Origin of the sequence: Salmonella sp. SAL04196 (assembly GCF_046550835.1) — a bacterium.
Classification (GTDB): Bacteria; Pseudomonadota; Gammaproteobacteria; order Enterobacterales; family Enterobacteriaceae; genus Salmonella; species Salmonella enterica.
In genome coordinates this window covers 431,916-454,158 of sequence record NZ_JBGDXE010000002.1, presented here as the reverse complement: position 1 = coordinate 454,158, position 22,243 = coordinate 431,916, and the positions used below count along the sequence as shown (strand labels likewise).

The 22,243-nt window shown below is 46.7% G+C and carries 22 protein-coding genes; all 22 read right to left on the bottom strand.

Features of this window, described 5'->3' with window-relative positions:
* Window positions 1-5: 5 nt before the first annotated feature.
* The 22 genes from sptP to invF all read right to left on the bottom strand — a co-directional run bounded on the left by sptP (window position 6) and on the right by invF (window position 21,858).
* Window positions 6-1,637: an SPI-1 type III secretion system effector GTPase-activating protein SptP gene (gene sptP, locus ACLJPE_RS11710; RefSeq protein WP_031602003.1), complete on the bottom strand. Its 1,632-nt coding sequence runs from the start codon at window positions 1,635-1,637 to the stop codon at window positions 6-8.
* Window positions 1,624-2,016, bottom strand: coding sequence for a chaperone SicP (gene sicP / locus ACLJPE_RS11705; protein WP_001147854.1), 393 nt, complete (start codon window positions 2,014-2,016; stop codon window positions 1,624-1,626). Before sicP ends, sptP begins: the two co-directional genes overlap by 14 nt.
* Before the next feature lie 26 nt (window positions 2,017-2,042).
* Window positions 2,043-2,303, bottom strand: coding sequence for a hypothetical protein (locus ACLJPE_RS11700; RefSeq protein WP_000692251.1), 261 nt, complete (start codon window positions 2,301-2,303; stop codon window positions 2,043-2,045).
* A 43-nt stretch (window positions 2,304-2,346) separates the two neighbouring features.
* Complete coding sequence (locus ACLJPE_RS11695; RefSeq protein WP_001055579.1) at window positions 2,347-2,595, bottom strand: acyl carrier protein; 249 nt, start codon at window positions 2,593-2,595, stop codon at window positions 2,347-2,349.
* An 18-nt stretch (window positions 2,596-2,613) separates the two neighbouring features.
* Window positions 2,614-4,671, bottom strand: a complete 2,058-nt coding sequence (gene sipA, locus ACLJPE_RS11690) for an SPI-1 type III secretion system effector SipA (RefSeq protein WP_031602004.1) — start codon at window positions 4,669-4,671, stop codon at window positions 2,614-2,616.
* An 18-nt stretch (window positions 4,672-4,689) separates the two neighbouring features.
* Window positions 4,690-5,712, bottom strand: a complete 1,023-nt coding sequence (sipD, locus tag ACLJPE_RS11685) for an SPI-1 type III secretion system needle tip complex protein SipD (RefSeq protein ID WP_000932256.1) — start codon at window positions 5,710-5,712, stop codon at window positions 4,690-4,692.
* A 70-nt stretch (window positions 5,713-5,782) separates the two neighbouring features.
* A complete protein-coding gene (gene sipC, locus ACLJPE_RS11680) occupies window positions 5,783-7,012 on the bottom strand; it encodes an SPI-1 type III secretion system needle tip complex protein SipC (protein WP_000909028.1) in 1,230 nt (409 codons plus the stop codon).
* A gap of 27 nt (window positions 7,013-7,039) precedes the next feature.
* Window positions 7,040-8,821, bottom strand: a complete 1,782-nt coding sequence (gene sipB / locus ACLJPE_RS11675; RefSeq protein WP_000245782.1) for an SPI-1 type III secretion system needle tip complex protein SipB — start codon at window positions 8,819-8,821, stop codon at window positions 7,040-7,042.
* A 2-nt stretch (window positions 8,822-8,823) separates the two neighbouring features.
* Window positions 8,824-9,321 (bottom strand): SycD/LcrH family type III secretion system chaperone SicA, encoded by a 498-nt coding sequence (gene sicA / locus ACLJPE_RS11670; RefSeq protein ID WP_000386309.1) that lies wholly within the window; start codon window positions 9,319-9,321, stop codon window positions 8,824-8,826.
* Window positions 9,322-9,458: 137 nt separating this feature from the next.
* Window positions 9,459-10,529: an SPI-1 type III secretion system export apparatus protein SpaS gene (spaS, locus tag ACLJPE_RS11665; protein WP_000097719.1), complete on the bottom strand. Its 1,071-nt coding sequence runs from the start codon at window positions 10,527-10,529 to the stop codon at window positions 9,459-9,461.
* The gene (gene spaR, locus ACLJPE_RS11660; RefSeq protein ID WP_023214354.1) at window positions 10,516-11,307 is read right to left on the bottom strand and encodes an SPI-1 type III secretion system export apparatus protein SpaR; all 792 of its coding nucleotides are present in this window, start codon (window positions 11,305-11,307) and stop codon (window positions 10,516-10,518) included. Before spaR ends, spaS begins: the two co-directional genes overlap by 14 nt.
* 3 nt (window positions 11,308-11,310) lie before the next feature.
* Window positions 11,311-11,571 carry an SPI-1 type III secretion system export apparatus protein SpaQ gene (gene spaQ / locus ACLJPE_RS11655; RefSeq protein ID WP_000342503.1) on the bottom strand — a complete coding sequence of 87 codons (261 nt, stop codon included), beginning with the start codon at window positions 11,569-11,571 and terminating at the stop codon, window positions 11,311-11,313.
* A 25-nt stretch (window positions 11,572-11,596) separates the two neighbouring features.
* On the bottom strand, window positions 11,597-12,271 hold the full coding sequence (spaP, locus tag ACLJPE_RS11650; RefSeq protein WP_000526016.1) for an SPI-1 type III secretion system export apparatus protein SpaP: 675 nt from the start codon (window positions 12,269-12,271) through the stop codon (window positions 11,597-11,599).
* Window positions 12,261-13,172 (bottom strand): SPI-1 type III secretion system protein SpaO, encoded by a 912-nt coding sequence (spaO, locus tag ACLJPE_RS11645; protein ID WP_000058727.1) that lies wholly within the window; start codon window positions 13,170-13,172, stop codon window positions 12,261-12,263. The genes spaP and spaO overlap by 11 nt, the downstream gene beginning before the upstream one ends.
* Window positions 13,172-14,182 (bottom strand): SPI-1 type III secretion system protein SpaN, encoded by a 1,011-nt coding sequence (gene spaN / locus ACLJPE_RS11640; RefSeq protein WP_000503095.1) that lies wholly within the window; start codon window positions 14,180-14,182, stop codon window positions 13,172-13,174. Before spaN ends, spaO begins: the two co-directional genes overlap by 1 nt.
* The gene (gene spaM / locus ACLJPE_RS11635) at window positions 14,182-14,625 is read right to left on the bottom strand and encodes an SPI-1 type III secretion system protein SpaM (RefSeq protein WP_000555884.1); all 444 of its coding nucleotides are present in this window, start codon (window positions 14,623-14,625) and stop codon (window positions 14,182-14,184) included. Before spaM ends, spaN begins: the two co-directional genes overlap by 1 nt.
* Entirely contained in the window at window positions 14,603-15,898 is a 1,296-nt protein-coding gene (gene invC / locus ACLJPE_RS11630) for a SctN family type III secretion system ATPase InvC (protein ID WP_000856766.1), read from the bottom strand. Before invC ends, spaM begins: the two co-directional genes overlap by 23 nt.
* Entirely contained in the window at window positions 15,895-16,302 is a 408-nt protein-coding gene (gene spaK / locus ACLJPE_RS11625) for an SPI-1 type III secretion system chaperone SpaK (RefSeq protein WP_001164066.1), read from the bottom strand. Before spaK ends, invC begins: the two co-directional genes overlap by 4 nt.
* A gap of 23 nt (window positions 16,303-16,325) precedes the next feature.
* Window positions 16,326-18,383: a type III secretion system export apparatus protein InvA gene (gene invA, locus ACLJPE_RS11620; RefSeq protein ID WP_000927219.1), complete on the bottom strand. Its 2,058-nt coding sequence runs from the start codon at window positions 18,381-18,383 to the stop codon at window positions 16,326-16,328.
* A 24-nt stretch (window positions 18,384-18,407) separates the two neighbouring features.
* Entirely contained in the window at window positions 18,408-19,526 is a 1,119-nt protein-coding gene (gene invE, locus ACLJPE_RS11615; RefSeq protein ID WP_000612171.1) for a type III secretion system gatekeeper InvE, read from the bottom strand.
* A complete protein-coding gene (gene invG / locus ACLJPE_RS11610) occupies window positions 19,523-21,211 on the bottom strand; it encodes a type III secretion system outer membrane ring protein InvG (RefSeq protein ID WP_000848101.1) in 1,689 nt (562 codons plus the stop codon). Before invG ends, invE begins: the two co-directional genes overlap by 4 nt.
* A complete protein-coding gene (gene invF / locus ACLJPE_RS11605) occupies window positions 21,208-21,858 on the bottom strand; it encodes a type III secretion system transcriptional activator InvF (RefSeq protein ID WP_023166786.1) in 651 nt (216 codons plus the stop codon). The genes invG and invF overlap by 4 nt, the downstream gene beginning before the upstream one ends.
* Window positions 21,859-22,243 lie beyond the last annotated feature (385 nt).

Genomic DNA, 22,243 nt, shown 5'->3' with positions numbered 1-22,243 from the left:
TTTTATCAGCTTGCCGTCGTCATAAGCAACTGGGCTTGCATTGCTTTTAGTTGTACAAACTGTGAGGCGTCTTCCAGCATTCTATTGTTCCGTGAATCCCGGAAATCTGCACGTACCTGCTCCAGATTACTATGAGGATTATCCTTAAGTACAAGAGCCGCCGCCATCGTTCCGGTTCTCCCCACTCCGCCCAGACAATGAATCATCGGTAAATGCTTATCTGATGAACTACGCCCCGGCGCGCCATTTTGGTTACTATTTTTCACCCTATCCGCCAGGTATTCTAACTGATCAGTAGACGGTAACGGCTGGTGATCTGGCCAATTTTTCACATGCAATACCGGGATTGTATACTGCTTTTCCCCGCAGGACAGGTGCATATTGTATTGGTCTATCGCTCCTCCCTGACTGGCTGAGCTCACTTTTTGGCTGTTGGTATGCACCTCGCCAAAAGTGTAGCTCCCTCTGAAATAGGGTGGTAATTGTTTTGCCTGCATCTGATCTTCCGACGTTAACACCACCAGGCACGAGCATTCTTTTTCAAGAAGCATTTTCATATGCGCTTCCAGCGCGTCCGGCGTATTTTTTGGGTACGAACCGGCTAATGCCACAGGCTTACCGTCAAAAGTTAACGTATTCACTGGCACAGGCATTCCATCGCTCAGTTTCACTTGGGTTTGCTGATTAATTGGAATGCTGCTGACCGCAAACCGTGCCAGGCCCAGTGTCGGTCCGCTCATCGTCTGTGGCATTGGCGCGCCGGCTTCTATTTTCTCAAGTTCAGCTGTAACGTTTTTCAGTTCTTTAGCAATAACGTGAATTTTTTTTACAGCCTGGGTTAATTCATGAGTAGAGGCTTTATCAATCCACCTCTCAACCTCTCCCCCACAGGTTCCCCATTGTGAGAACCGGGCTACACCGACCTGAATATTTGTTAACGTTGTAACATAATCATTAAGTTGTTTAGCCTCTGGAATTTTATTCAAATTCTGTAAATTCGTCATTAATGAACGCAGCGGGCCGTTACCTGAAGCCATCTCCTGGAAGTTTTCTCGCAGGCTATTTCCATCCATTTGTTCCAGTTGCGGTAATGTTCTTTTAAGTCCCTTTAGCGCGATATCGAGTAAAGGTTGCTTACTTTCTGCTCCAACATCGTTATTTTTTTCTGCCACTTTTGTATCGCCGCCTTTTATGACTAAAGCGGCATTCATGACACCAACATTATCCTTGCTCTTAATAAGGTTTATAAACCCTTCGTCAGCAGCTTTTACACACTCCGTGATCTGCACTGCTAAACGTTGGGTAAGGGGTTTGTTCATATTTATACGGGACATTAACAGTGCGTTATTGACCGCTGTTTCCCCATATTTTTCCGTTAGTGCCTGGAGAAATGTTTGTAAAATTTTCTGATCCTGTCCCTTGATGTTTTCCGTATGTTTTTGCACCACTTCAGTGTTTTTAAATAACGGCATTTTTCCAAGCCAGGTTAATACTTTTGACGAAAATTTTTCAGGCGCAACATATGCCTTATCAGTATTTTCCTTAGCAATATAAAGTCGGGCATCATTCGACACACCAACTTTTGAAAACGAAGACAACGTTAAATTATTCAATTTTCTCTCCTCATACTTTAGCATATTCCTGCAGTATGTTTTTGAGCGCTTCCTGCTGATTCACAAATGACTCAAGCTGCGATATAATATGGTAAGTATTTGTCAGATCGGTAATTGCATGTATAAACAACAACGTCTCAGCAGCCTCAATATACGCTAACGTACCTTCATTATTCGCAGCCAGTTCACCATTAATCACCATAATCTGCCGCCAGATAGAATCGCCACAAACAGGCGATAACGGTATAATCATACCGTTCAATAACCAGATATCATCTTTAGCTTCAATAGACGTAAAAATATCGCTATCGAGTAGTAATAAGCACTGATTGTTGTCGTCAAAAGTGAGCGGTAAACCCAATTTCTCACCAATATTAGCGATAATATCCTGGTGTGCTTGCAATTTACTTTCCTCTTGAATTATATCTTTTATAAGATTGCTTCTTCAAATTTAATCTGGTTACACAATGTCTTGATACTTTTTCGCGCCCATCGCCGGGCGCAATATTTCTCTCCTTTAATCCAGTAGAATAGCCATTCACTACGCATCGGAACACATATCAGCAGCTCCTTCGGATCATTTTCAACATGACGTAACTTGCCTTTAATAACAAAACGCGGACTGTCAGCAATATCATCATATATTGCAGCCATACCTGAACCGGGTACTACGTGTGTGATGATTTTCATAACAATTAATCTTGTTCAATTGTTGTCGAGCGAGAGAAAAATACTACACCCTGGACTCAAGACTTTTTTTAACAACACGGCATATATCCGCAAAGGTCGTCATATCAGGAAGATCGTTTTCATTGCAACTAATGTCAAACTCCTCACTAAGACCAAATACAATATCAATTAAATCCAATGAGTCAGCATAAAGATCCTCAACCAGATGGGTCTGACCATTGATACTATCAACATCAACGGCAATACAGGAGGTGATCACTTTTTTGACTCTTGCTTCAATATCCATATTCATCGCATCTTTCCCGGTTAATTAACGCTGCATGTGCAAGCCATCAACGGTAGTAATAACCCGATCTACGCCAGGTTTATTCAGGTATGACTCGTAAGCCGGGCCAGCTCGCCAGCTACCGTCTCCGATAAGGCCGTCCAGCACATTACTTAACACATAGTCAGTTTCCCCTTTTTGCCTAGTCAACCCCGCCTCTCTGGCAAACTGCAGTGCAATCTCAGCCAGTTTTTCTTTTTGTGGATGATGAGTAATGACCTCTTTAAGCGTATCCATTTTCGCTTTCAATTCTGGGTGCTTGTCAATATCGCTACATTGCGCTTTCAACGCTGCACTCTTTATCGTGTCATTGGGTAATATTTCCGCACGCAAGCCGTCAAACGCTCTGCGTACAGGGAACGGTGTGGAGGTATCCGGCTCCAGGGCTTTACGTATCACACCCAAAAACGCCTCACGGGCGTTGAAATGCATTGAATGCATATTCGTAACGCTCGGTACTGTTGAGAGGAAACTATTTTGCTTAAACTTCAAACCAGAAAATGGGCCAGTCTTATCTGTCTGGCTATTATCATTATCGGTCGTACCGGCTTTATTACCTGTAATTACCGTCGAGTCTGATTGTAAGGTATCGATTTTAACATTCTCGACGCCAGCCAGTTGACTGGCAAGCGGCTTCACATTCACAATCTCTGCCGTCTGGCTTTGCTGTTTATTATCATCAACGCCGTGCACCGTGGCCTGTACCGGCTTGCCGATAATGCTCTTGCTGGTTACGCCATCAACTTCATCAAAAGAGGTTGTTTCACCCGTAGTGCCCTTTTCTGACGTGACCACCTTTCCATCTTTACTTTCGGAAGAAGCGTTGGTCACAGCCTCTGCCGTCGCATGAGCCGTGATGTCAATTTTACCTGCGATGCCATGGTCAATTGCCCCTGTGTTGGCGCTGTGTGCCGTCTCCGTTTGATGCGTAGTCGAATCCACACGCGAATGACTATGACTTACGTTGCTGCTGTTAGTCGAATGGTGTGACTCGCCATGGCGTTGGCTGTTATCAATAAATGTTCGGCTATTATCAATCGTCTTCCGGCTATTATCATGGTTGCTATTATCGATATGGCGCTGGCTATTATCGACATGGCTTCGGCTATTGTTAATATGCTTACTGTTATCCACGCTACGGTTACTGCTATCAATATTAATATTGATATTAATACCCGTAGGTTCTGCTTTTTTCCCACCATCAGGCACTGGTCCAGCCGCAGGTTCCGGAATTTTAGGGTCAGGCAGTTTATCTGCAGGAATTTGTGCAAAAACATTACGTAGCAGCAGGGGTATCAACGTTTGCATTTCAAGGTGCCGGGCTTCCCGTCCTACGCTGGTACCCTGCTCTTGCGTTAATTTTTGGTGGCACATATCAAGCGCCTCAACCGCCTTCGCCGCCGCTTTGTCAACAAGGTGCGTAAGATTGCTGCGGGTTAACGGATCTAACGTACAGCCAAAGTTATGTTCAATGCAGCTGGCAATATAGGGCATCACCTCCTGCATAACAAGATTCGTCGATAATTTACTTAATTCACCGCCAGTGTTATTTTTGATGATATCTAACAGCTGTTTTTCCAGGTTTTCCAGCTTCGCTTCCGCTTTCTTTGTTTCTGGCAGCCATGGTCCAAAAGCTGACTTTTCTTTCAGGCCATCTTTTATGATTTGCGCGGTATACTCTGCCCCCACCTTCATTAGTAGCGTCTTCGCCTCAGGAGAATCACTGGTGGCGTTGAGCGCTGAACGAAAGAGCCCGGCAAACTCCATTATCGCTTTCTTACCGGCGACATTATTTGAATTGGTAAAAACTTCTTTTAACGCCTCGGCGTCTTTCCCGCATGCAAACAATGCATCCAGACTCGCCTGTTTGATCAGCGCGGGAAAACCTTCCAGTTGCGGGCCTTTAATTTCCCCTGACAGCGTCGCTGTGGCACTTTCTCTGACTGCGGAAAGATTCGCCGCAAGATTCGTGGCCTGCGTTTTGATCTCGGTCTGCATACCTGGCATCATGACGGGGGGCTGAGTTCTTACACTTGTAACCATTATTAATATCCTCTTCTGTTATCCTTGCAGGAAGCTTTTGGCGGTTTCCAGGCTGCTACTTATCGTACTGCTCAGCACTTTTACCAGGTTGTCGTACAATGAATTGGCATTGCTATATTTTTGCGTCAGCGTCTGTAATGTGGTTTTCAGATTTTCTTCCTGTGCTTTAAAACCCGACTGCCAGGCTTGATATTTGGCGTTATCCAGTTCAAGGGCTGAACCCGATCCTATTCCATTAAGATCGCTAACCATTTTGCTCAGTGGCCCCGTATCCACCAGTACGACATAACCAGAACCAGACGCCTTTAGACAGCTGGCCGGTAAATTCAATTCTTTAATCCACTGCTCAGCTTCCGCTTTCGTTGCTGTTGTCACTCCGCTGCCAGTTTGCGAGGGAAATAAAATCGTATTTTTATTTATTTGAGTGTATTTATTAATTAAACTACTTATTTCACTTTTAAGTGAGTCAACATTTAGCTTAATGGTATTTCCATCCTTACCAGGCGATAACCAGCCTCCCATTTTGGAAAGAATATCACTGAAGGCCTGATAAAAATCGGTATAGACTGCGACAACGTTTTCATAAACGCCCAGATAGCTGTCACCTATCGCCGATATATTTTGGGAAACCATATCCCAAATCTCAGCATCAGAAATGGTTGTTCTCGGCTGCGCCATAGGCGAAGCGCTAAATAAGGCCGACGTCGGCGCAGAAAACGCGCTCCGCAGGTTCTCATTTTGTTCTGCGGATAATGACACGCCAGACTTCGCCAGCGCATTCAGGCTGCTGGTCAACTGCTGGCGCGCCAGCGTGCGCTCGTCATTATTCTCTTCAGAAATCGGTGGCGTTGACTGCAGCGTCTGCTGTGTCTGCTGGATTTTAGTAGCCGCCTGCGATAATGAAATGATATCTGTACCGCGATGTTCTGTGGTAGACGGTACCACGGCAGTCTCGACGTGCTCGCTCGCCGAGGGAGTCTGCGGCCGTTCGGCAACGATCCCCGGATGAGGAGAAGCGGAATAATTTTGAATATTAAGCATAATATCCCCAGTTCGCCATCAGGAGCGCGATTAAATCACACCCCTGATGGCGTATAGATGACCTTTCAGATTAAGCGCGAATATTGCCTGCGATAGCAGCAAGTGCGGATGCTTTCGACTGGTTAATGCTCTCCATTGTTTTCAGCATTTCCTGAATCAGGCTGGTCGATTTACGTGAACTTTCACGGGCTTCGTCCGATGCGGTGCTGGCAACACGGTTATTCACCTGGCTAATTTGCTGCTCGGAACGTTCCTGAGTAGCGGCGTACTGCCCGGACGCCCCTGCAATACCACCGACCGTGACCGAGTTCTTCATAATCAGATCGCCCGTCATCTGCATCTTGCGCGCATCAATTCGGGTCATATCCATGGTATTCTGCTCAAGACGAATATCGGATTCGACAGACTCAAGACGTTTCGACAGAATAGCCTGATGTTCAGGGGAGATTTGTTTATTACTGTCTTTAATACCCAGACTTTCCGTGGCGCTGGTTCCGGCATTAGATTTAAGCGTCGCATCATTAAGATTTTTCGTCGCATCGGTACCGGTTTTCTTCATATTTAACGATTTCAGAGAATCGACGCCTTCAGCACCGAGTTTGACGCTATTCTGCCCGTTCAGCACGTTTTTAATACTGTGGCTTTCAGTGGTCAGTTTATCGATCTTCGCGGCATTATGTTTAAGCGCGCCTCTTTCATTCTGCAGCCCCTTATATTCCAGTTTGGCGCCCACGCCAGTGATCCCCAACTGAAGCGCGCTCTGGGAAATACTACCGGACAACGCATTCATCCCTTCGCGCATCATGGAGCTTGCCGTCGTTTTAGCTGCATCAAAGCTGACTAATGACAACTTACCAGACAGTTTGCTATCAGCCTGGTTCAACGTCAGCATTAACGTATTCGCGGCAGCCAACAGCGCAACGGCACTGGAAGACATTCCGCTAATATCAAAAAACTTTCCGACTTCTGCCTGCTGCTCGCGTAACTGGGTTTGCACAACCTCATTCGCTTTAGTCGTGACATTATTTGCCAGGGCATTCAAATCCTGATTCATGTCGGTATTTTGAATACTGGCTTTTAAAAAGGACGTGATCGTTCCGGGGGTTTGCGTTAATACCCCTGGCGCAGGCGCGCTCAGTGTAGGACTCAACCCCAGGTCACTGACTTTACTGCTGCTAATACCAATACTATTCAGAATATCTTTAGCGCTAACGGATTGCGAAGCTGTCTGTGAACTATTCTCAACAGAATGATTATTTAAATAAGCGGCGGGATTTACTCCCACATTACTAATTAACATATTTTTCTCCCTTTATTTTGGCAGTTTTTATGCGCGACTCTGGCGCAGAATAAAACGCGAAGCATCCGCATTTTGCTGTACCGCAGAAGACATGGCTTTTTGCAGTTCCGCCGTTACCTTCTGGTTTTCACCAAATATTTCTACGGATTGTTTAAGCCACTGCTGAATCTGATCCATGGCAAAACGGGCGAGCATAAAATCAGCAAGCGCCTCGCTGGCATTTTTAATAAATACGCCCTCGGCAACACCACCGGCTGACTGGGCTGCGGTATTCGTGACTTCCATGCCCAACGCCACTTTATTTAGGGTATTACCTACCAGCTCTTTACTTAAGGCATTCGTTTGCAGGCCCATCTTGCTACCCACATTACCCAGACCGCTAGTAATACGTTGCATCCCCTGGGTAAAGAGTTTGCTGCCGTTTTGTGCCAACTGTTTCAGCACGTTAGGCACCAACTTCTTAATCGTTTCGCCCATCATTTTGCTCAGCGCGTTACCCAGTTTCGCCGCCGCGCCTTTCCCGACAACTGCGACCACCACAATGACCGCTACCATGGCAATAGCGGCGACAATCGCACCAACAATGCTGCCGGCCATCTCTGCCGTTTTCTTATCGACGCCTAATCCTTCCAGCGCTTTGGTAATCGCCTTGCCAATCAGCTCCATTAACGGCTTCAGCACATGCTCCATAATCGGGTTCAGCGCCTGCTGAATAAACGACACCCCCGTCGCCGCCTTCACAATTTCATCGGCAACCATTACCGCAAGTCCCACCGCAGCCAGCGCCAGACTCGCCCCACCGGTAAAAACAGCGGCCACAACGCTGACAATGGTTAGCAGCGCGCCGAGGACTTTCCCGATACATCCCATAATGCGGTTCGTTTCCTCGGCTTTGCGCGTCTCTTCCTGGAATTCAGCCGATTTCTTTTCCATCTCCGCCTGACGCCCTTCCTGCAAGGCGTTGAAAAGCGCAAGATCGTTTTGCAGGCTTTCTTCCGTATTTTTGCCCACAATCTCAATAAACATGGCCATGAGCATAGTGAGGCGGGCGACATTAGACAGATTATCCTGCTCACCCTGGGAAACCTGATTCTGAGAGGCGGCATTAGCCGTTCCCTGGAATTTGGTCAGAATGTTATCCGCTTTCTCGGCTTTCGCTTTGGCGTCTGTGCCTGCTTTAACCGTCGCATCCGTGGCCTTATCTAATGCCTCTTTCGCCTCTGTCGCTTCTTTTCCGGCCTGTTCTACCGCGGCTTCAGCTTGTGCATAGCCGGGGTCAGCCGGGTCCAGCGATTGCAATTTATTTTGCGCCTGCGTCAGTTTTTTGGCCGCTGCGTCATAAACACTCTTGGCGGTATCCGTCTTTTTGATGCTGGCTTCATAGAGATCCGTCGCCTCCTGAGCCTCTCCCAGAGCCGTCTGGAATTCTTTCGATACCTGAATCCCCATCTCTTTTTGTGACTCAATCATCGCCTGCCATACCGCCAGACGAGACTCCAGTTGAGACAGCGAAACATCGCCCAGTAGGGTCATTAACTTGCCAAGCAGTAATGTCAATTGCCCTTCGCTGGAGAGTTTTTCCCGGGCGGCGTCCGTAGGCGGCTTTAGACCCACCGTATTAATAGCGCTCTCGCCGGACTTTGTTCCAGCTTTAAGGTCGCCCGCTTTCGTTGCCACCACATCTTTAAAAGCTTTATCCGCCGCTTTTAAAAAGTCCGTGTTCTTACGAACGCCTTCAAAAGCCGCCTCAGCGAGGCGCGGATTTTGGGTATATCCGCTACGGCTAATGCTACTTGCGTCATTTACCATAATTATTCCTTTTCTTGTTCACTGTGCTGCTCTGTCTCCGCCGTTTTTAGCGCCTCCAGATAGACCAACGCTTTTGCCCGCAGAGACTCATCTTCAGTACGTTCATTGACAAGTTCAAAACACTGTCTGGCTTTTGCCGCCTTACGCATTAATAATTGACACTGCCCGGTAAAAAAAACGGGGCGATAATCATTTTTAAGTAACGTAAACGCTACTGCATAAAGGTCACATGCTTTCTGAAATTGTTTTTTCAGTTGGCATACCGCCGCCAGTCCCATGGTGTAATCGGGATTGTAAAAATCATAAATGCATAAGAAACGAAAGAACGTCTCAGCTTCATCCAGTCGTCCCTGGTTATAAAACTCATAAGCATGAGCATATAAACCGTCCATCATATCTTGAGGGATCCCGTGAACGTCTTTTAGCGTGGCGCCTTCACTAACGGCATCCCAAATCATTTCCGCAACACGTTCTTCGCTGACATTATTTTGATAATCCATTACTTACTCCTGTTATCTGTCACCGACTTTGTAGAACTTAACGACTGCGTTTATCTGATGCAGTTATTAAACCCCGACGGTGGTTAGTGAACATTCAAAAAACGCCCAATGAATACATCGCTACTGCTTTACGCGGCTCAATGTCGTACTTCATTTTCTTGTGGCTGAATAACGTCTTTGCCCGCGTTTTCTACCTCTTCCAGCCAAACCAGAAGACGTAAAACTTCATCAATTTCTTCCAGACTCACCAGATCATAACGGCGATGGGTTTTGAAAAGACTGCGCGCCAGTTTGATATCGACGATCACAGGTACGCCAACCTTCTCCGCATAGGCGCGGACGGCCAGTGCGCGCTGATTCGTTTCATACACCGAGATCATCGGAATCGGCATCAGTTCGGGTTTAAAATAAATCCCGATCGTAATATGCGTGGGGTTGGCAACAATCAGGCGTGAGTTTTCAATATCGGATTTCACCTGTTCAGACAGAATTTCCATATGAACTTCACGTCTTTTAGATTTAACCTCTGGGTTCCCTTCCTGCTCCTTCATTTCACGCTTCACTTCTTCCTTATCCATTTTCATATCTTTCATGGTCAGGAAATATTCCGCAATAGCATCCAATAATAAGACAATCAATGCGCAAGCAAGGCAAGTTAATACCAACGCGAGAAGAAGCTCACGCCAAATGACGGCAATACCTACAATATTGCCATTTAGCTGAGAAAAGATTTCAACCTTATATTTCTTCCAGCAAATGATGGCGGCCACCACAAAGGATGAGAGATACAGTAGGGTTTTGACCGTATCTTTAACCGTTCGCATACTAAAAAGTTTTTTCGCCCCTTCTACCGGGTTTAACGCCGATAAATTAGGTTTTAATGCTTCTGTCGCCAGCACAAAACCGGCCTGTAATAACGCCGGTAATGCGGAACACACTAAGCAGAGCAGCATAAATGGAATCAGATATTTTAACCCTATCCCAAAAACGGCCAAACTGTAGTCAGCCATGCTCTGATCAAAATTATCCGCAATAATGATCTTAATTATCCCCATAAACTCATTAAATGAGCCATACGACACCAGATAGGCAATTCCTCCCAGCGTCAGGCAGGCGATAATGAGATCTTTACTTTTAAATGATTGGCCTTTTTTAGCGGAGTCTTCCAGCCGTTTTTTAGTCGGTTTTTCTGTTTTATTCGAGGACATGCGTCGCCCCTCGCTCGTAAAACCAACTGCTTAATCCTGTGGCCTGGAAAGAGAGTCGCAGTACATTGTCCGGTAGCACCGGAGAGAAATAAAGCAGCATAATTAAAACGGCAATGCCGCTTTTTACCGTCAGTGAAATCGCAAAGGCGTTCATTTGCGGAGCAAAGCGCGACAATAAACCCAGGAATACTTCTGACAGCAACAGCACTAATACCACCGGACTGGCCAGAACCAAGGCGTTTTGAGCCACCTGATTAATAAACGTTAATAGCGGCGGTAATGAAGGCGTGCACTCGTTCATCGGATCGCATAGCTGATAGCTTTTATTTAACACGTCAACCATCGTGACCAGACCGCCGTTTTGTAAATAAACGACAGCGGCAAACATATTCAGGAAATTAGCCATTTCCGAGGTATCAATGCCGTTTGCCGGATCGATACTGCTACTTAGCGTTGCCCCTCGCTGGTTATCGATAATACAACCCAGTGCATGCATAACCCAAAAAGGCCATGACAGCAGACAGCCCAGCATGACGCCTACCGCCGCTTCTTGCAGAACTAACGGGATCATCGCCACCGATAAAAACGGCGGCGCCTCGTTCAATGCATGCGGCCATACTCCCAATGTCACCAGGATGATAATGGCGTTTCTCGGCGCGCCGCTTAATACCCCGCTATTCAAAAACGGCAGGAAGAAAAAAATCGGCGCCACGCGAGCAAACCCTAGTGCCGCAGACGCAACCAGGTGATGAATTTCAAAGTACAACGCGTAAAACATTTTTTACCCCTTAGCCAACGCCAGGAATATCACCTGACGCCCGTAAGAGAGTAAAACTTCGCCATACCAGCCAGACAGTAAAAACAAGCACAAACACACGCCAAGTAATTTAATGCCAAAAGGCAGCGTCTGTTCCTGTAATTGCGTTACCGTCTGGAATAACCCTACCAGGAGGCCGATAATCGTTGCGACAATCGTCGGCCACCCTGACAGGATCAAAACAAGATAGAGCGCCTTATTACCTGCAAACACTAAATCATCCATTTAACTATCCCGTCTCGTAATGATGTCATGTTGCAATGTCCATATACTGTAAAATCAATCCCTTAGACAGTAATGTCCAGCCATCAAGCGCGACAAAAAGCACCAGCTTAATAGGTGTAGATATCGTCACCGGACTCATCATCATCATCCCCAGCGCCAGTAGCACGCTGGATACCACCAGGTCGACGACAACAAAGGGCAAATAGAGATAAAAACCAATTTTAAACGCGCTTTTTATTTCGCTCAGCGCATAAGCAGGTAATAACGCAAATATTGATGGTTTTTCAATTTCATCTTTGTCACGCTTTACCGTCTCGGTCTCTTCTCCATACTGACGCTTCAGTTGCGCGTTTTCAAAAAACTGAACTAACTCGCGATCTGAATATTTGATCAGATAATCGCGATAACCATCCAGACCTTCATCAACGTGCTTACTTAATGACGAAATATCATTAAAGGTGACATCTTCGTCCTCAAAATAGACGTAGGCATCATGCATTATGGGCCACATAACAAACATAGAAAGCAGCAATGCGACGCCGTTAAGCGTCATATTTGAAGGTATCTGCTGCAATCCCAGGGCGTTACGCACCATGACAAATACAATAGAAAATTTAACGAAACAGGTTCCTGACGCAATAATAAATGGCAACAGGGTGGAAAATGCCAGTAAGGCAATTAATGAGATATCATTCCCCATTACCAGACTCGCTCAGCCATTCATGGATCTCAACGCCTAAGGTGTCATTCATCTGTACCAGTTCGCCATTACCCAGCAAAACACCATTCGCCATAATTTCAACGTTAAGTTCAGCATTGGTCGGCAGTGATAATAGCTGCTGCTGCCCCATGGTTTCGAGTTCGGCGAGGGTAACGTTCTTACGATACAAAACAAATTCCAGTTTGACGGGCAATTGGTTCAAGCCAGGCAGAGTTTCTGCAGTTTCAGTTGTATTATTTTCTTCTTCGATATGTTGAATATCTAACGTTTCCACAATAATTCCCCCTTCAACACGGTTGAAATGACCTAACTTTTTCGCGTAGCAATAAACTTCCGCACGGGAAGTACGAATCAGGAGTACATCTCCGATCCCGATTCGGCCCAGCAACGAACGCTGCGTATCACTGCTACCGATTACAAAGCGCAACGGCCAACGCAGCATTTTCGGCCTGCCGCCCCCGACTGCAGGCAGTTCAGGAAGATATTCAAACCACAGGCCGCCCCGATCGCTCATAATGTGCAACAATTTCCCTTCCGGCAGCGCACTTCCCGGCACGGGGTTCTCTACGCATAAACGCCGACAGGACAAATGCGGCACGGGCAACTCAAACGGTCGCTCTGTTGCAGCAAGCCAGGGAACGACCAGGTGCTCAGCGCCAGCAGAAACCGCCGCCCCCGCCAGAGCGGGAGAGACATGCTCAAGCCAGTCCCCAGGTTTAATCCACGCCGACCACCGTTTTTCTGCATCGCTCAACCGAACCCACATTCCCTGTCGCGTCGGATATTCCAGCGTAGCTTCCTGGCCATGGCGCTGGCATTCTGTCGCGGTTTGCGCCAATAGCCATTCGCGACGATCAATCTGTCTCACACGCAATGACATCAGGCGTCATCCTCCTCGCCAGATTGCTGTCTGTGCTGTTGCTGCTGCGGATTTTGTTGATCGTCTCGCGTCAGGTGCCAGCGCTGGGGATTACCGTTTTGCCATTGATCATGCAAACGATGTTCAACCTGCGTATTTGACGGTATTAACGAAAACTCCCCTGCTTGCCGCGCCTGAATATTGACGGAATAGTCATTTCCCCAGCGCTGAAAACGGTAAGTCAGCGAGCTATCCTCCCCTTTCACGCCATCGGCAGTGGGAAAAATAGTCATCATCGGCTTTGATTGCGCCGCTAAAGGCATTTTTTCATCGCCGCCGGTTAATTGGCTAAGATCGGCGATAGTGGTTGGTTGCAGCGGAAGCTGAGAAACATCTTTAACCTTTTTATGATCTTTATCGTCAGGCTTACCGGTATTGGCTGCGGCCATTCGGGCAGGTGCGACATCCCGCGCCAGCGGCGCGCCCTCTTTACGAACGCCTTCGCCCGCGATGGCTTTATTATCCCCAGGCAATGCCTTGATATTATCGTCAGAGATTCCCGTGGCGTTATCGGCTACTTCACTAACGGATTCCACAGCTTTTAAATCAGCAGATAATTTTTTACCGCTTACGTTTTCTAACGGCCTATTTTTAGACGATAGCAACGCTGCGGATTTATCTACTTTGGCCTCCGCAGAGATCAAACCGACAGATTTTTCAGCAGTGACTTTCAACAGTTTTTCAGCAATCCTGAGTTCGCCTTTTCCGTTATGATGCAGACCAGAAACGTTACCATTGTGATGTTCTGATTTCGCTGGCGCGCCATGTCGCCATGCCGCCAGCAATACCGGTAAAGCCGTTTCTTTATGCATTACGAAAGCATCGCCATAGTCGCGATCTTTTTTATGATCGGAATATTCTGTCTTATGTTTTTCCACCGCTTTTTTTAATGCTTCTGATAAACCGCCAACCTCATCCTGCTGCGGCAGTAAAATGTTCCCGGATGAACTGACAGCTGACACATCGCCCATTAAATTATCTCCTCTGACTCGGCCTCTTCCTGCTGTATCTCTCGCTGGATATAGTGTCTTTTCTGACGGATTATCCAGCGTTGATAGTTCCCTTCTTTGCGCAACCAATATTTACTTTTTTTCTGAAACTCTTCCCTTTTCTTTTCCAGCTCGCTCCGTTTTTCCTGAATTTGTATAATCTGGAGTTCTAAATCTTTTATCTGCCGGCGAACAATAGACTGCTTACGTAATAACGTATAAATTTCCTCACGACTGAGCTGTCTGTTTTCTGCACGCAGCGTATCTAATAACAATTTCAGACCCGCTATTTGTTCAAGGATCGCCTCCTCCTCGGCCTGCAGCCCGCGGTCCTCATCCTGATAGCGAAGTAATATCGACTCACACTGTGAATGAAATACCGTACAGCGCCGCTGCAATACTTTAATTCTGGTCAGCGAATGCATTCATACCGCTCAACGTGTCATCAAAGGATGAATACTGCGCTACCGGCTGGCATAACCAGGCTTTCAGGCTATCCCGCATCTGCATCGCCCGATCGTTATCGATATTTTCGCCAGGACGATATTCTCCCAAGTCAATGAAAAGCTGGAGCTCTTCCAGACGCGTCATTAATTTACGCACGGCAGATGCCTGTTCAGCATGTGTCGGCGTCGTGACTTGTCCAAAAACGCGGCTTACGCTTTTCAGTACATCGATTGCCGGGTAATGTCCCTGCCCGGCCAGCTTTCTGCTCAGATACAGGTGACCGTCAAGGATAGAGCGAATTTCATCCGCCATCGGGTCCGCCTCTTCCTCGCTTTCCAGCAGCACCGTATAAAAGGCAGTAATGCTTCCCTCGCTGGTCGCCCCGGGGCGTTCCAGCAAGCGGGGCAAATTATCGAATACGGAGGCTGGATAACCTCGACGGGCCGGACGCTCTCCCGACGCCAGTGCCACGTCTCGCAAAGCACGCGCATAACGGGTCATGGAATCGATAAAAAGCACAACCCGTTTTCCCTGGTCACGAAAATATTCCGCTACGGTTGTCGCCAGTTGCGCCGCATTGCAGCGATCGACCGAGGGGAAATCGGAAGTGGCAAAAACCAGCACGCATTTTTCTTTCTTATGCGAAGCGCGCAACATATCCACGAATTCAGTGACCTCGCGGCCTCGTTCACCGATAAGACCGATAACAAAGACATCCGCCTCCGTTTGCTCGATCAGCATATGCATCAGCATGGTCTTACCGCATCCTGCGGAGGCAAAAATGCCCATTCGCTGGCCTACGCCACAGGTCAATAACCCGTCAATCGCGCGCACACCGGTAATCAGCGGTTCACGGACGCCAACGCGCGAAGCGTAAGAAGGCGGTGCGACATCAATAACGCGTTCTTCGCTAATTGGCGCCACTTCAGGGGTAAAACGCTCAACGATTTTCCCTGTCGGATCCAACACCGCGCCTAATACCGAGTATCCCACCCACGCCGATAACGCACGTCCAGTGGGATAAAGCACGACATCGCGGCTCAGCCCCTGGGCATTGCCGATAAGGCTCAGCACGGTGCGTTCCCGCTGTAAGCCAACCACCTGCGCACGTGCAACAACCTGTTTTTGGTGCCAGCCACGGCGTATTTCACACAGTTCGCCAATGGCTACATCGCGCAATTCCGCCTCAATAATTGGGCCGGTTATTTTTTGTGGGTAGGCCAGATATTGCAGTAAACGAGGTGTTTTCATCTCATTAGCGACCGACTAAAAACTTCCAGATAGTTGTAAAACCCATTCAAGGCAGTAGAGAACTTTTCACCGTCAGATAAAAAATCCGGATGCACTAAGGCTTTAAGCGTTAGCTCCCCATTCTGCTCCCCCAGTAGTAATTGCCCGCCGCGGGCAAAATGGCATCCTTCCATTATGGTCATTAAGATTTCATAAGCCCGCTGTTGTAATACCACCATGCTGTCAGCACCCAATTGCGCCCAGATCCATACATCATCGTCCTTGACGCTGATACAGATACTTGGCAATGCAAATAAATCCAGAACAATTGTTGAATGGCTATCTATTCCTCCAATTAATGAAGGATCGCAACCACTTACTTCCAGTGCGGAACGAACTAATTCAGCGATATCCAAATGTTGCATAGATCTTTTCCTTAATTAAGCCCTTATATTGTTTTTATAACATTCACTGACTTGCTATCTGCTATCTCACCGAAAGATAAAACCTCCAGATCCGGAAAACGACCTTCAATCATTTTCTTAATAAATCGACGGACATCGACAGACGTAAGGAGGACAAGATCTTTATGTGCAATCAATAAATCATCCAACTTAAGTGTAATGAGATCCATCAAATTAGCGGAGGCTTCCGGGTCAAGGCTGAGGAAGGTACTGCCAGAGGTCTGACGGATCCCTTTGCGAATAACATCCTCAACTTCAGCAGATACCATTACTGCTCGTAATTCGCCGCCATTGGCGAATTTATGGCAAATATAACGCGCCATTGCCCCACGAATATGCTCCACAAGGTTAATGACATCTTTTTCTCTTGGCGCCCACAATGCGAGCGCTTCCATAATTAATTTCATATTACGCACGGAAACACGTTCGCTTAACAAACGCTGCAAAACTTCAGATATACGTTGTACCGTGGCATGTCTGAGCACTTCTTTAAGTAAATCAGGAAATTTCGCTTCCAGTTGGTCCAGCATATGTTTTGTTTCCTGAATACCGAAATATTCATTGACGTTGCGCGCCAGCGTCACCGCCAGACAGTGGTAAAGCTCATCAAGCGCGTTCCGCAACACATAGCCAAGCTCCCGCAGTTTCTCCCCCTCTTCATGCGTTACCCAGAAATACTGACTGCTACCTTGCTGATGGATTGTTGGATTAATGCCAAAGGAAACAACTTCATCGGAATAATTTACCACTCGCATCAAATCAAAATAGACCGTAAATTGTTCAACACGGATCTCATTAATCAACAATACGATGCTGTTATCGTCCAGACCCTCGCCATCGCGTAACAATACTTCCGGCAGGCGCACGCCATAATCAATAAAGAACTGACTACGTAGACGCTCCGCAAGTTGAGCTTTTTCCAGATCTTCACGCCGGCTCTTCGGCACAAGTAATATCAACGGTACGGTTTCTGTAGAGACTTTATCGAGATCGCCAATCAGTCCCAACGACGACCCTTCTTTTTCCTCAATACTGAGCGGCTGCTCGCCTTTGCTGGTTTTAGGTTTGGCGGCGCTACGTTTTGCTTCACGGAATTTAAAATAGAAGAGTACGCTTAAAACCACCGATAAAATAACAAATACCGGCAGCGGGAATCCCGGCAGAGTTCCCATTGAAATGGTCAAAATAGCCGTAACAACCAATACAAATGGGTTGTTCAACAGCTGCGTCATGATATTCCGCCCCATATTATCGCTATCGCCATTTACGCGAGTCACGATAAAACCGGCACTAATCGCAATCAACAATGCGGGGATCTGGGCGACAAGACCATCACCAATGGTCAGCATGGTATAAGTAGACAGGGCGGAGGACAAATCCATACCATGGCGGGTCATCCCCACCGAAATACCGCCAATAAAGTTCACAAAGATAATAATGATGCCGGCAATAGCGTCACCTTTGATAAACTTCATCGCACCGTCAAAGGAACCGTAAAGCTGGCTTTCCCTTTCCAGTACACTTCGCCGTTCGCGCGCGGCATCCGCATCAATAATACCGGCCTTCAAATCGGCATCAATACTCATCTGTTTACCGGGCATACCATCCAGAGAAAATCGGGCCGCGACTTCCGCGACGCGTTCTGAACCTTTGGTAATAACGATAAACTGGACCACGGTGACAATAGAGAAGACAACAAAACCCACCGCCAGGCTATCGCCAATAACGAATTGCCCGAACGTGGCGATAATTTCACCAGCATCGGCTTCAATCAAGATAAGACGGCTGGTACTGATCGATAATGCCAGACGAAAGAGCGTGGTAATTAACAGTACCGCAGGAAACGTTGAAAAACTGAGGATTCTGTCAATGTAGAACGACCCCATAAACACCAATATCGCCAGTACGATATTCAGTGCGATCAGGAAATCAACCAGATAGGTAGGTAATGGAATGACGAACATAGAAATGATCATCACCATTAGTACCAGAATCAGTAATTCAGGTCGTAAACGAGCACTGTTAAGTAGAGAAAGCAGCACTATAGGTATCCTGTTAATATTAAATTAAGACAGCTTTTCAATAGTACGACGCTGTTCTGCCATTTCATGCTTGTAGGCAATATCGGTCATACTACGTAACGCCATTAACAATTCTTCCTGCCAATATTCTTCATAAAAGAGTGAAGAGGGTATGGCTTTACATACTTGATAAAATATCTGCAAAAAGGATGCATGTTCTTTATGACTAAGCAATAACGCATTCAAACCTATAATATCGGCTAACAGCGAATCCACTTCATGTGGCTGTTGCAATAGTGAAAGCATCAGTAGTAGCCACGACGACTCCTCCGCATTAAACGCTTTGGTAAACGAATACGACAACAATGTACTCACAAACAGTAGGTCAGCGGAGCGCAACATTTTAAGTTGCGTCAGGCGTCGTAAAAGCTGGCCAAACTCCAGACGCGAACAGCTGGCGTCATTCGCGTCAATATCGGTTAATAGCGAACCCTCGATAAAATCCAGTACCACCAGTCGACGTTGATAGCCATAACTGGCTATCCAGTCAGAGTAAATCTCCACTTCATGTGATTCACTCTGGATAAATTGCCGATAGCTGGCGCGCAATAAGCCTGGTTTTAACGATAATGTTTTCCCAAAAAGCCGGGCCTTCAACGCACAATTAATCCCTGCCTTGAGGGTCTTCGGATCGGTTTGCTCTTCAACGTGCTTAAGTAACGACTCCAGCTTTTTCCGCACGATCTCTTCCAGATCTTTACGACGAAGCAATTCGCGTAACACAAGGACTAAATCACTGGGGTCAGGAAATAAGCTACGCGCCTGACGTAAAAAATCTTCTAACGCGCCGCCATGTACGCTAATTAGCTTTAATATTTGCTTCGCCTTCGGTAAAGCCTCATCCTCCAGCACGCGTTCAAAACTATTAGATAAATTACTGGATTTTTTTTCATAATCGCGACGGTTACGAAATTGCGCCAGCGCCGCTGACATTTCGTCCGTCGACTGGACAAATTTTTGTACTTCCGCCCCTGGAGACGAATCCTCTGCGGCCTGTTGTATTTCCGCCTGTTGCGCATCAGTATGCTGGGTCGCATCCTGATGAGATGTCTGCCGGGACAATATTCTGGAAAATGAAATACCGGAGGTTGAGCCAGGAATCATTTAATTGCCTCCTGACCTCTATCCAGATAAACACGAACCCATTTCTGTAACTTATCGTCCCCACTCCAGGCACCGCTTTGCTTCAGAATATTGTTTACCGATTCGCTGGCATCCGGCGTTAACGGGTCGACAATTTCTTTTGGTTCAATCATGAACACACGAACAACATTACTTTTATTCTTACTGGAATAACGGAACAGGCTACCAATAAGCGGTAATTTGCCTAAAAACGGAATACTTTGGACAGTATCGGTATTTGCATCCCGTGTATAACCACCGACCAGCAAACTTTTTCCGTGCGGAACTCTCGCAATAGTGCTAATTAACGTTCGCCCGACTTCGGGTAACGCATCTACGGAGGTGGTAGTATCAGATTGCGGCGTCTTATCGTTGCCATCTTCAATGTCCAGCGACATTTCTATCTGACCATCTGCGGAAAAACGGGGCAGCACTCGGATCATTGTTCCGTATGTTACATGCTCAAGCGCCACATTACGTTCCCCAATCAGCTTGGTGTAAAACGTTCTGTTGTTATCAAAAATAGCGGGAACATTTTCCTGAGTCAGTAATACCGGGCGCGAAACCACCGTCGCCTGTTTCTTCTCTTCTAACGCATTTACCGCGGCGATGAATCGACTGCCATCGAGGGTACTTATTGAAGACTGGTTTAATGACACGCCAAGTTTGTCCCCAATAGTTATGCTGCCGCTCCATGAAGTGCCCAAACGCTCCAGATCGCTTTTATTAAGATCGACAATCCACAGGGATAATTCTACGTGACGTTTGGCGACATCCAGCGCTTTAACCAGCATTTCGATAAAATGCACCTGCTCAGCCGTTCCCTTTACTAACAAACTGTTGGTATCCGGATAGGCCACGATTTTAATATTGCCCGCCGCGGCATTTTGCTTTAAAGCTTCCTGCAGACTCATGCCACCGGCATAATTTGCTGCTTTACCTTTTTCTCCATTCGCTGAAAACGCTGGCATCGCCGGGGGTTCGCTACTGACAATATTACCTAAGGGTTGCTCTTCTCCCTGCAATAACCTTTCAATGGCCGTGGCAATACCGGGGATAACCATTTTCTGATCGCGCAGATTGTAGGTACGATCGCCCACGAAGGTATTGTTCAGACGCATCACCCCTATTTTCTGGCGTCCCAGCTCAATACCATCGTTTTGCTTGTCCATCATGGTGGCAGCGTTGACCACCATATCAACATAGACGGGTGGCCCTGAAACATAGAATGTTCCTTTACGGTTATCGCCACGTAGCGGGTAATTTTTGTTATATAAACCTGAGCGTTTTAGAAAATTGTTGAACTCATTGAGTGAGACGTTGCGTAAAGAAACCACGGCATTGCGCATTTCACTGGCGTCATAAATATAGATAGCCTGCCCATCGAAATACCAAATCAGCCCCAGTTGTAGGGAAAGCTTCTCCAGTAATGCGTTAGGATCGTGAAACTCAAAGTTGCCCGTAATTTTTTTTCGTGCCGCCATTTTGCTAACAATGACAGGCTCCTTTAGCTGTAGCGCCATGGCATCGAAAAATGTCCGCAGGCTATCGTCTTTCGCAACAAACCCACTTCCCGTTACAGGTATTTTTTCACTAGAATAACCAGGTGCAACCAGAACAAGCGCGGCACATGCCAGCACTCTGGCCAAAAGAATATGTGTCTTCATTTGTCTGCCAATTGAATAATATTTGATAATTTCCGCGGCGAAACGCCGATCAGCTCTTTGATCTCACTAGAAAAATGTGAAGGCGATGAGTAACCATGATTAACGGCTAATTGGGTGATGTTCTCGTGGCCTTCTACACTATTCAGCAGCGATTGCGCCATACGCCAGTTTCGTAATTCACTCTTCGCTTTTCCGCCCAACGCTCTGCTGCACAAACGACGAAAATGGGTATAAGAAACGCCATAGTCTTCTCCCAGCATTCTCATCGTGTTGCCGCTGGTTGACTGAGCGAGTAAATAGCCAACCAACCAGTAACTCTCGCTTTTTCGTAACAGCGCCAGTACCTTATTGAAGGCCGGAGAAGGCGTAATAATTTGCTGCAAAAACCAGTACTCGCAGCGTTTACGATCTTGCCAAATAGCGCGAAACTCAGGACTCAGCAAAACCCATTTATCGGATTCAGCATATGTCGTGTCCACTAATCCTGCGCCATCGATAAATGCCAGTAATTTGCTGAGTACTTCAATTTTTAACGGTCGAAAAACCACGTCTCCTGATACTGGTGCGACAACAGCCTGCTCGCAAAAAAGCAGCGCGCCTTCCTGAATCAGGCAGTTTTCATTGTGTCGGCTTTCAGAAAATGACATATGCAGCTTTTGCGCGGAACACGTCTGTATAAACCATGCTTCCGGGCTGCGGATTTTCCGCTTCTCTCCTTCTTTAAGTACTTCCTGCGTATTTAGCATAGTTGTCAGCACCAGTTAAAAATCATTTTAATATGTAAACAATACCGGGAGCGAGTGGCAAAATCCTGATGCAATCATTATGAAACTGATGCCACCCGCTAATTAAATTAGCCCACTTGCACAGCGCTTGATAATTTAAAATAGAAAATCAGCTCATAGTGTATAAATTCTGGCTTATTATTCTGTAGCAGCAAAAAATCAAATATTGTCATCGGGATGAAGAATTAATTATTTATATCAGAAGTTTTTTTTGCTAGCATTCCTGAAACGCATTCGCCCCCTTATC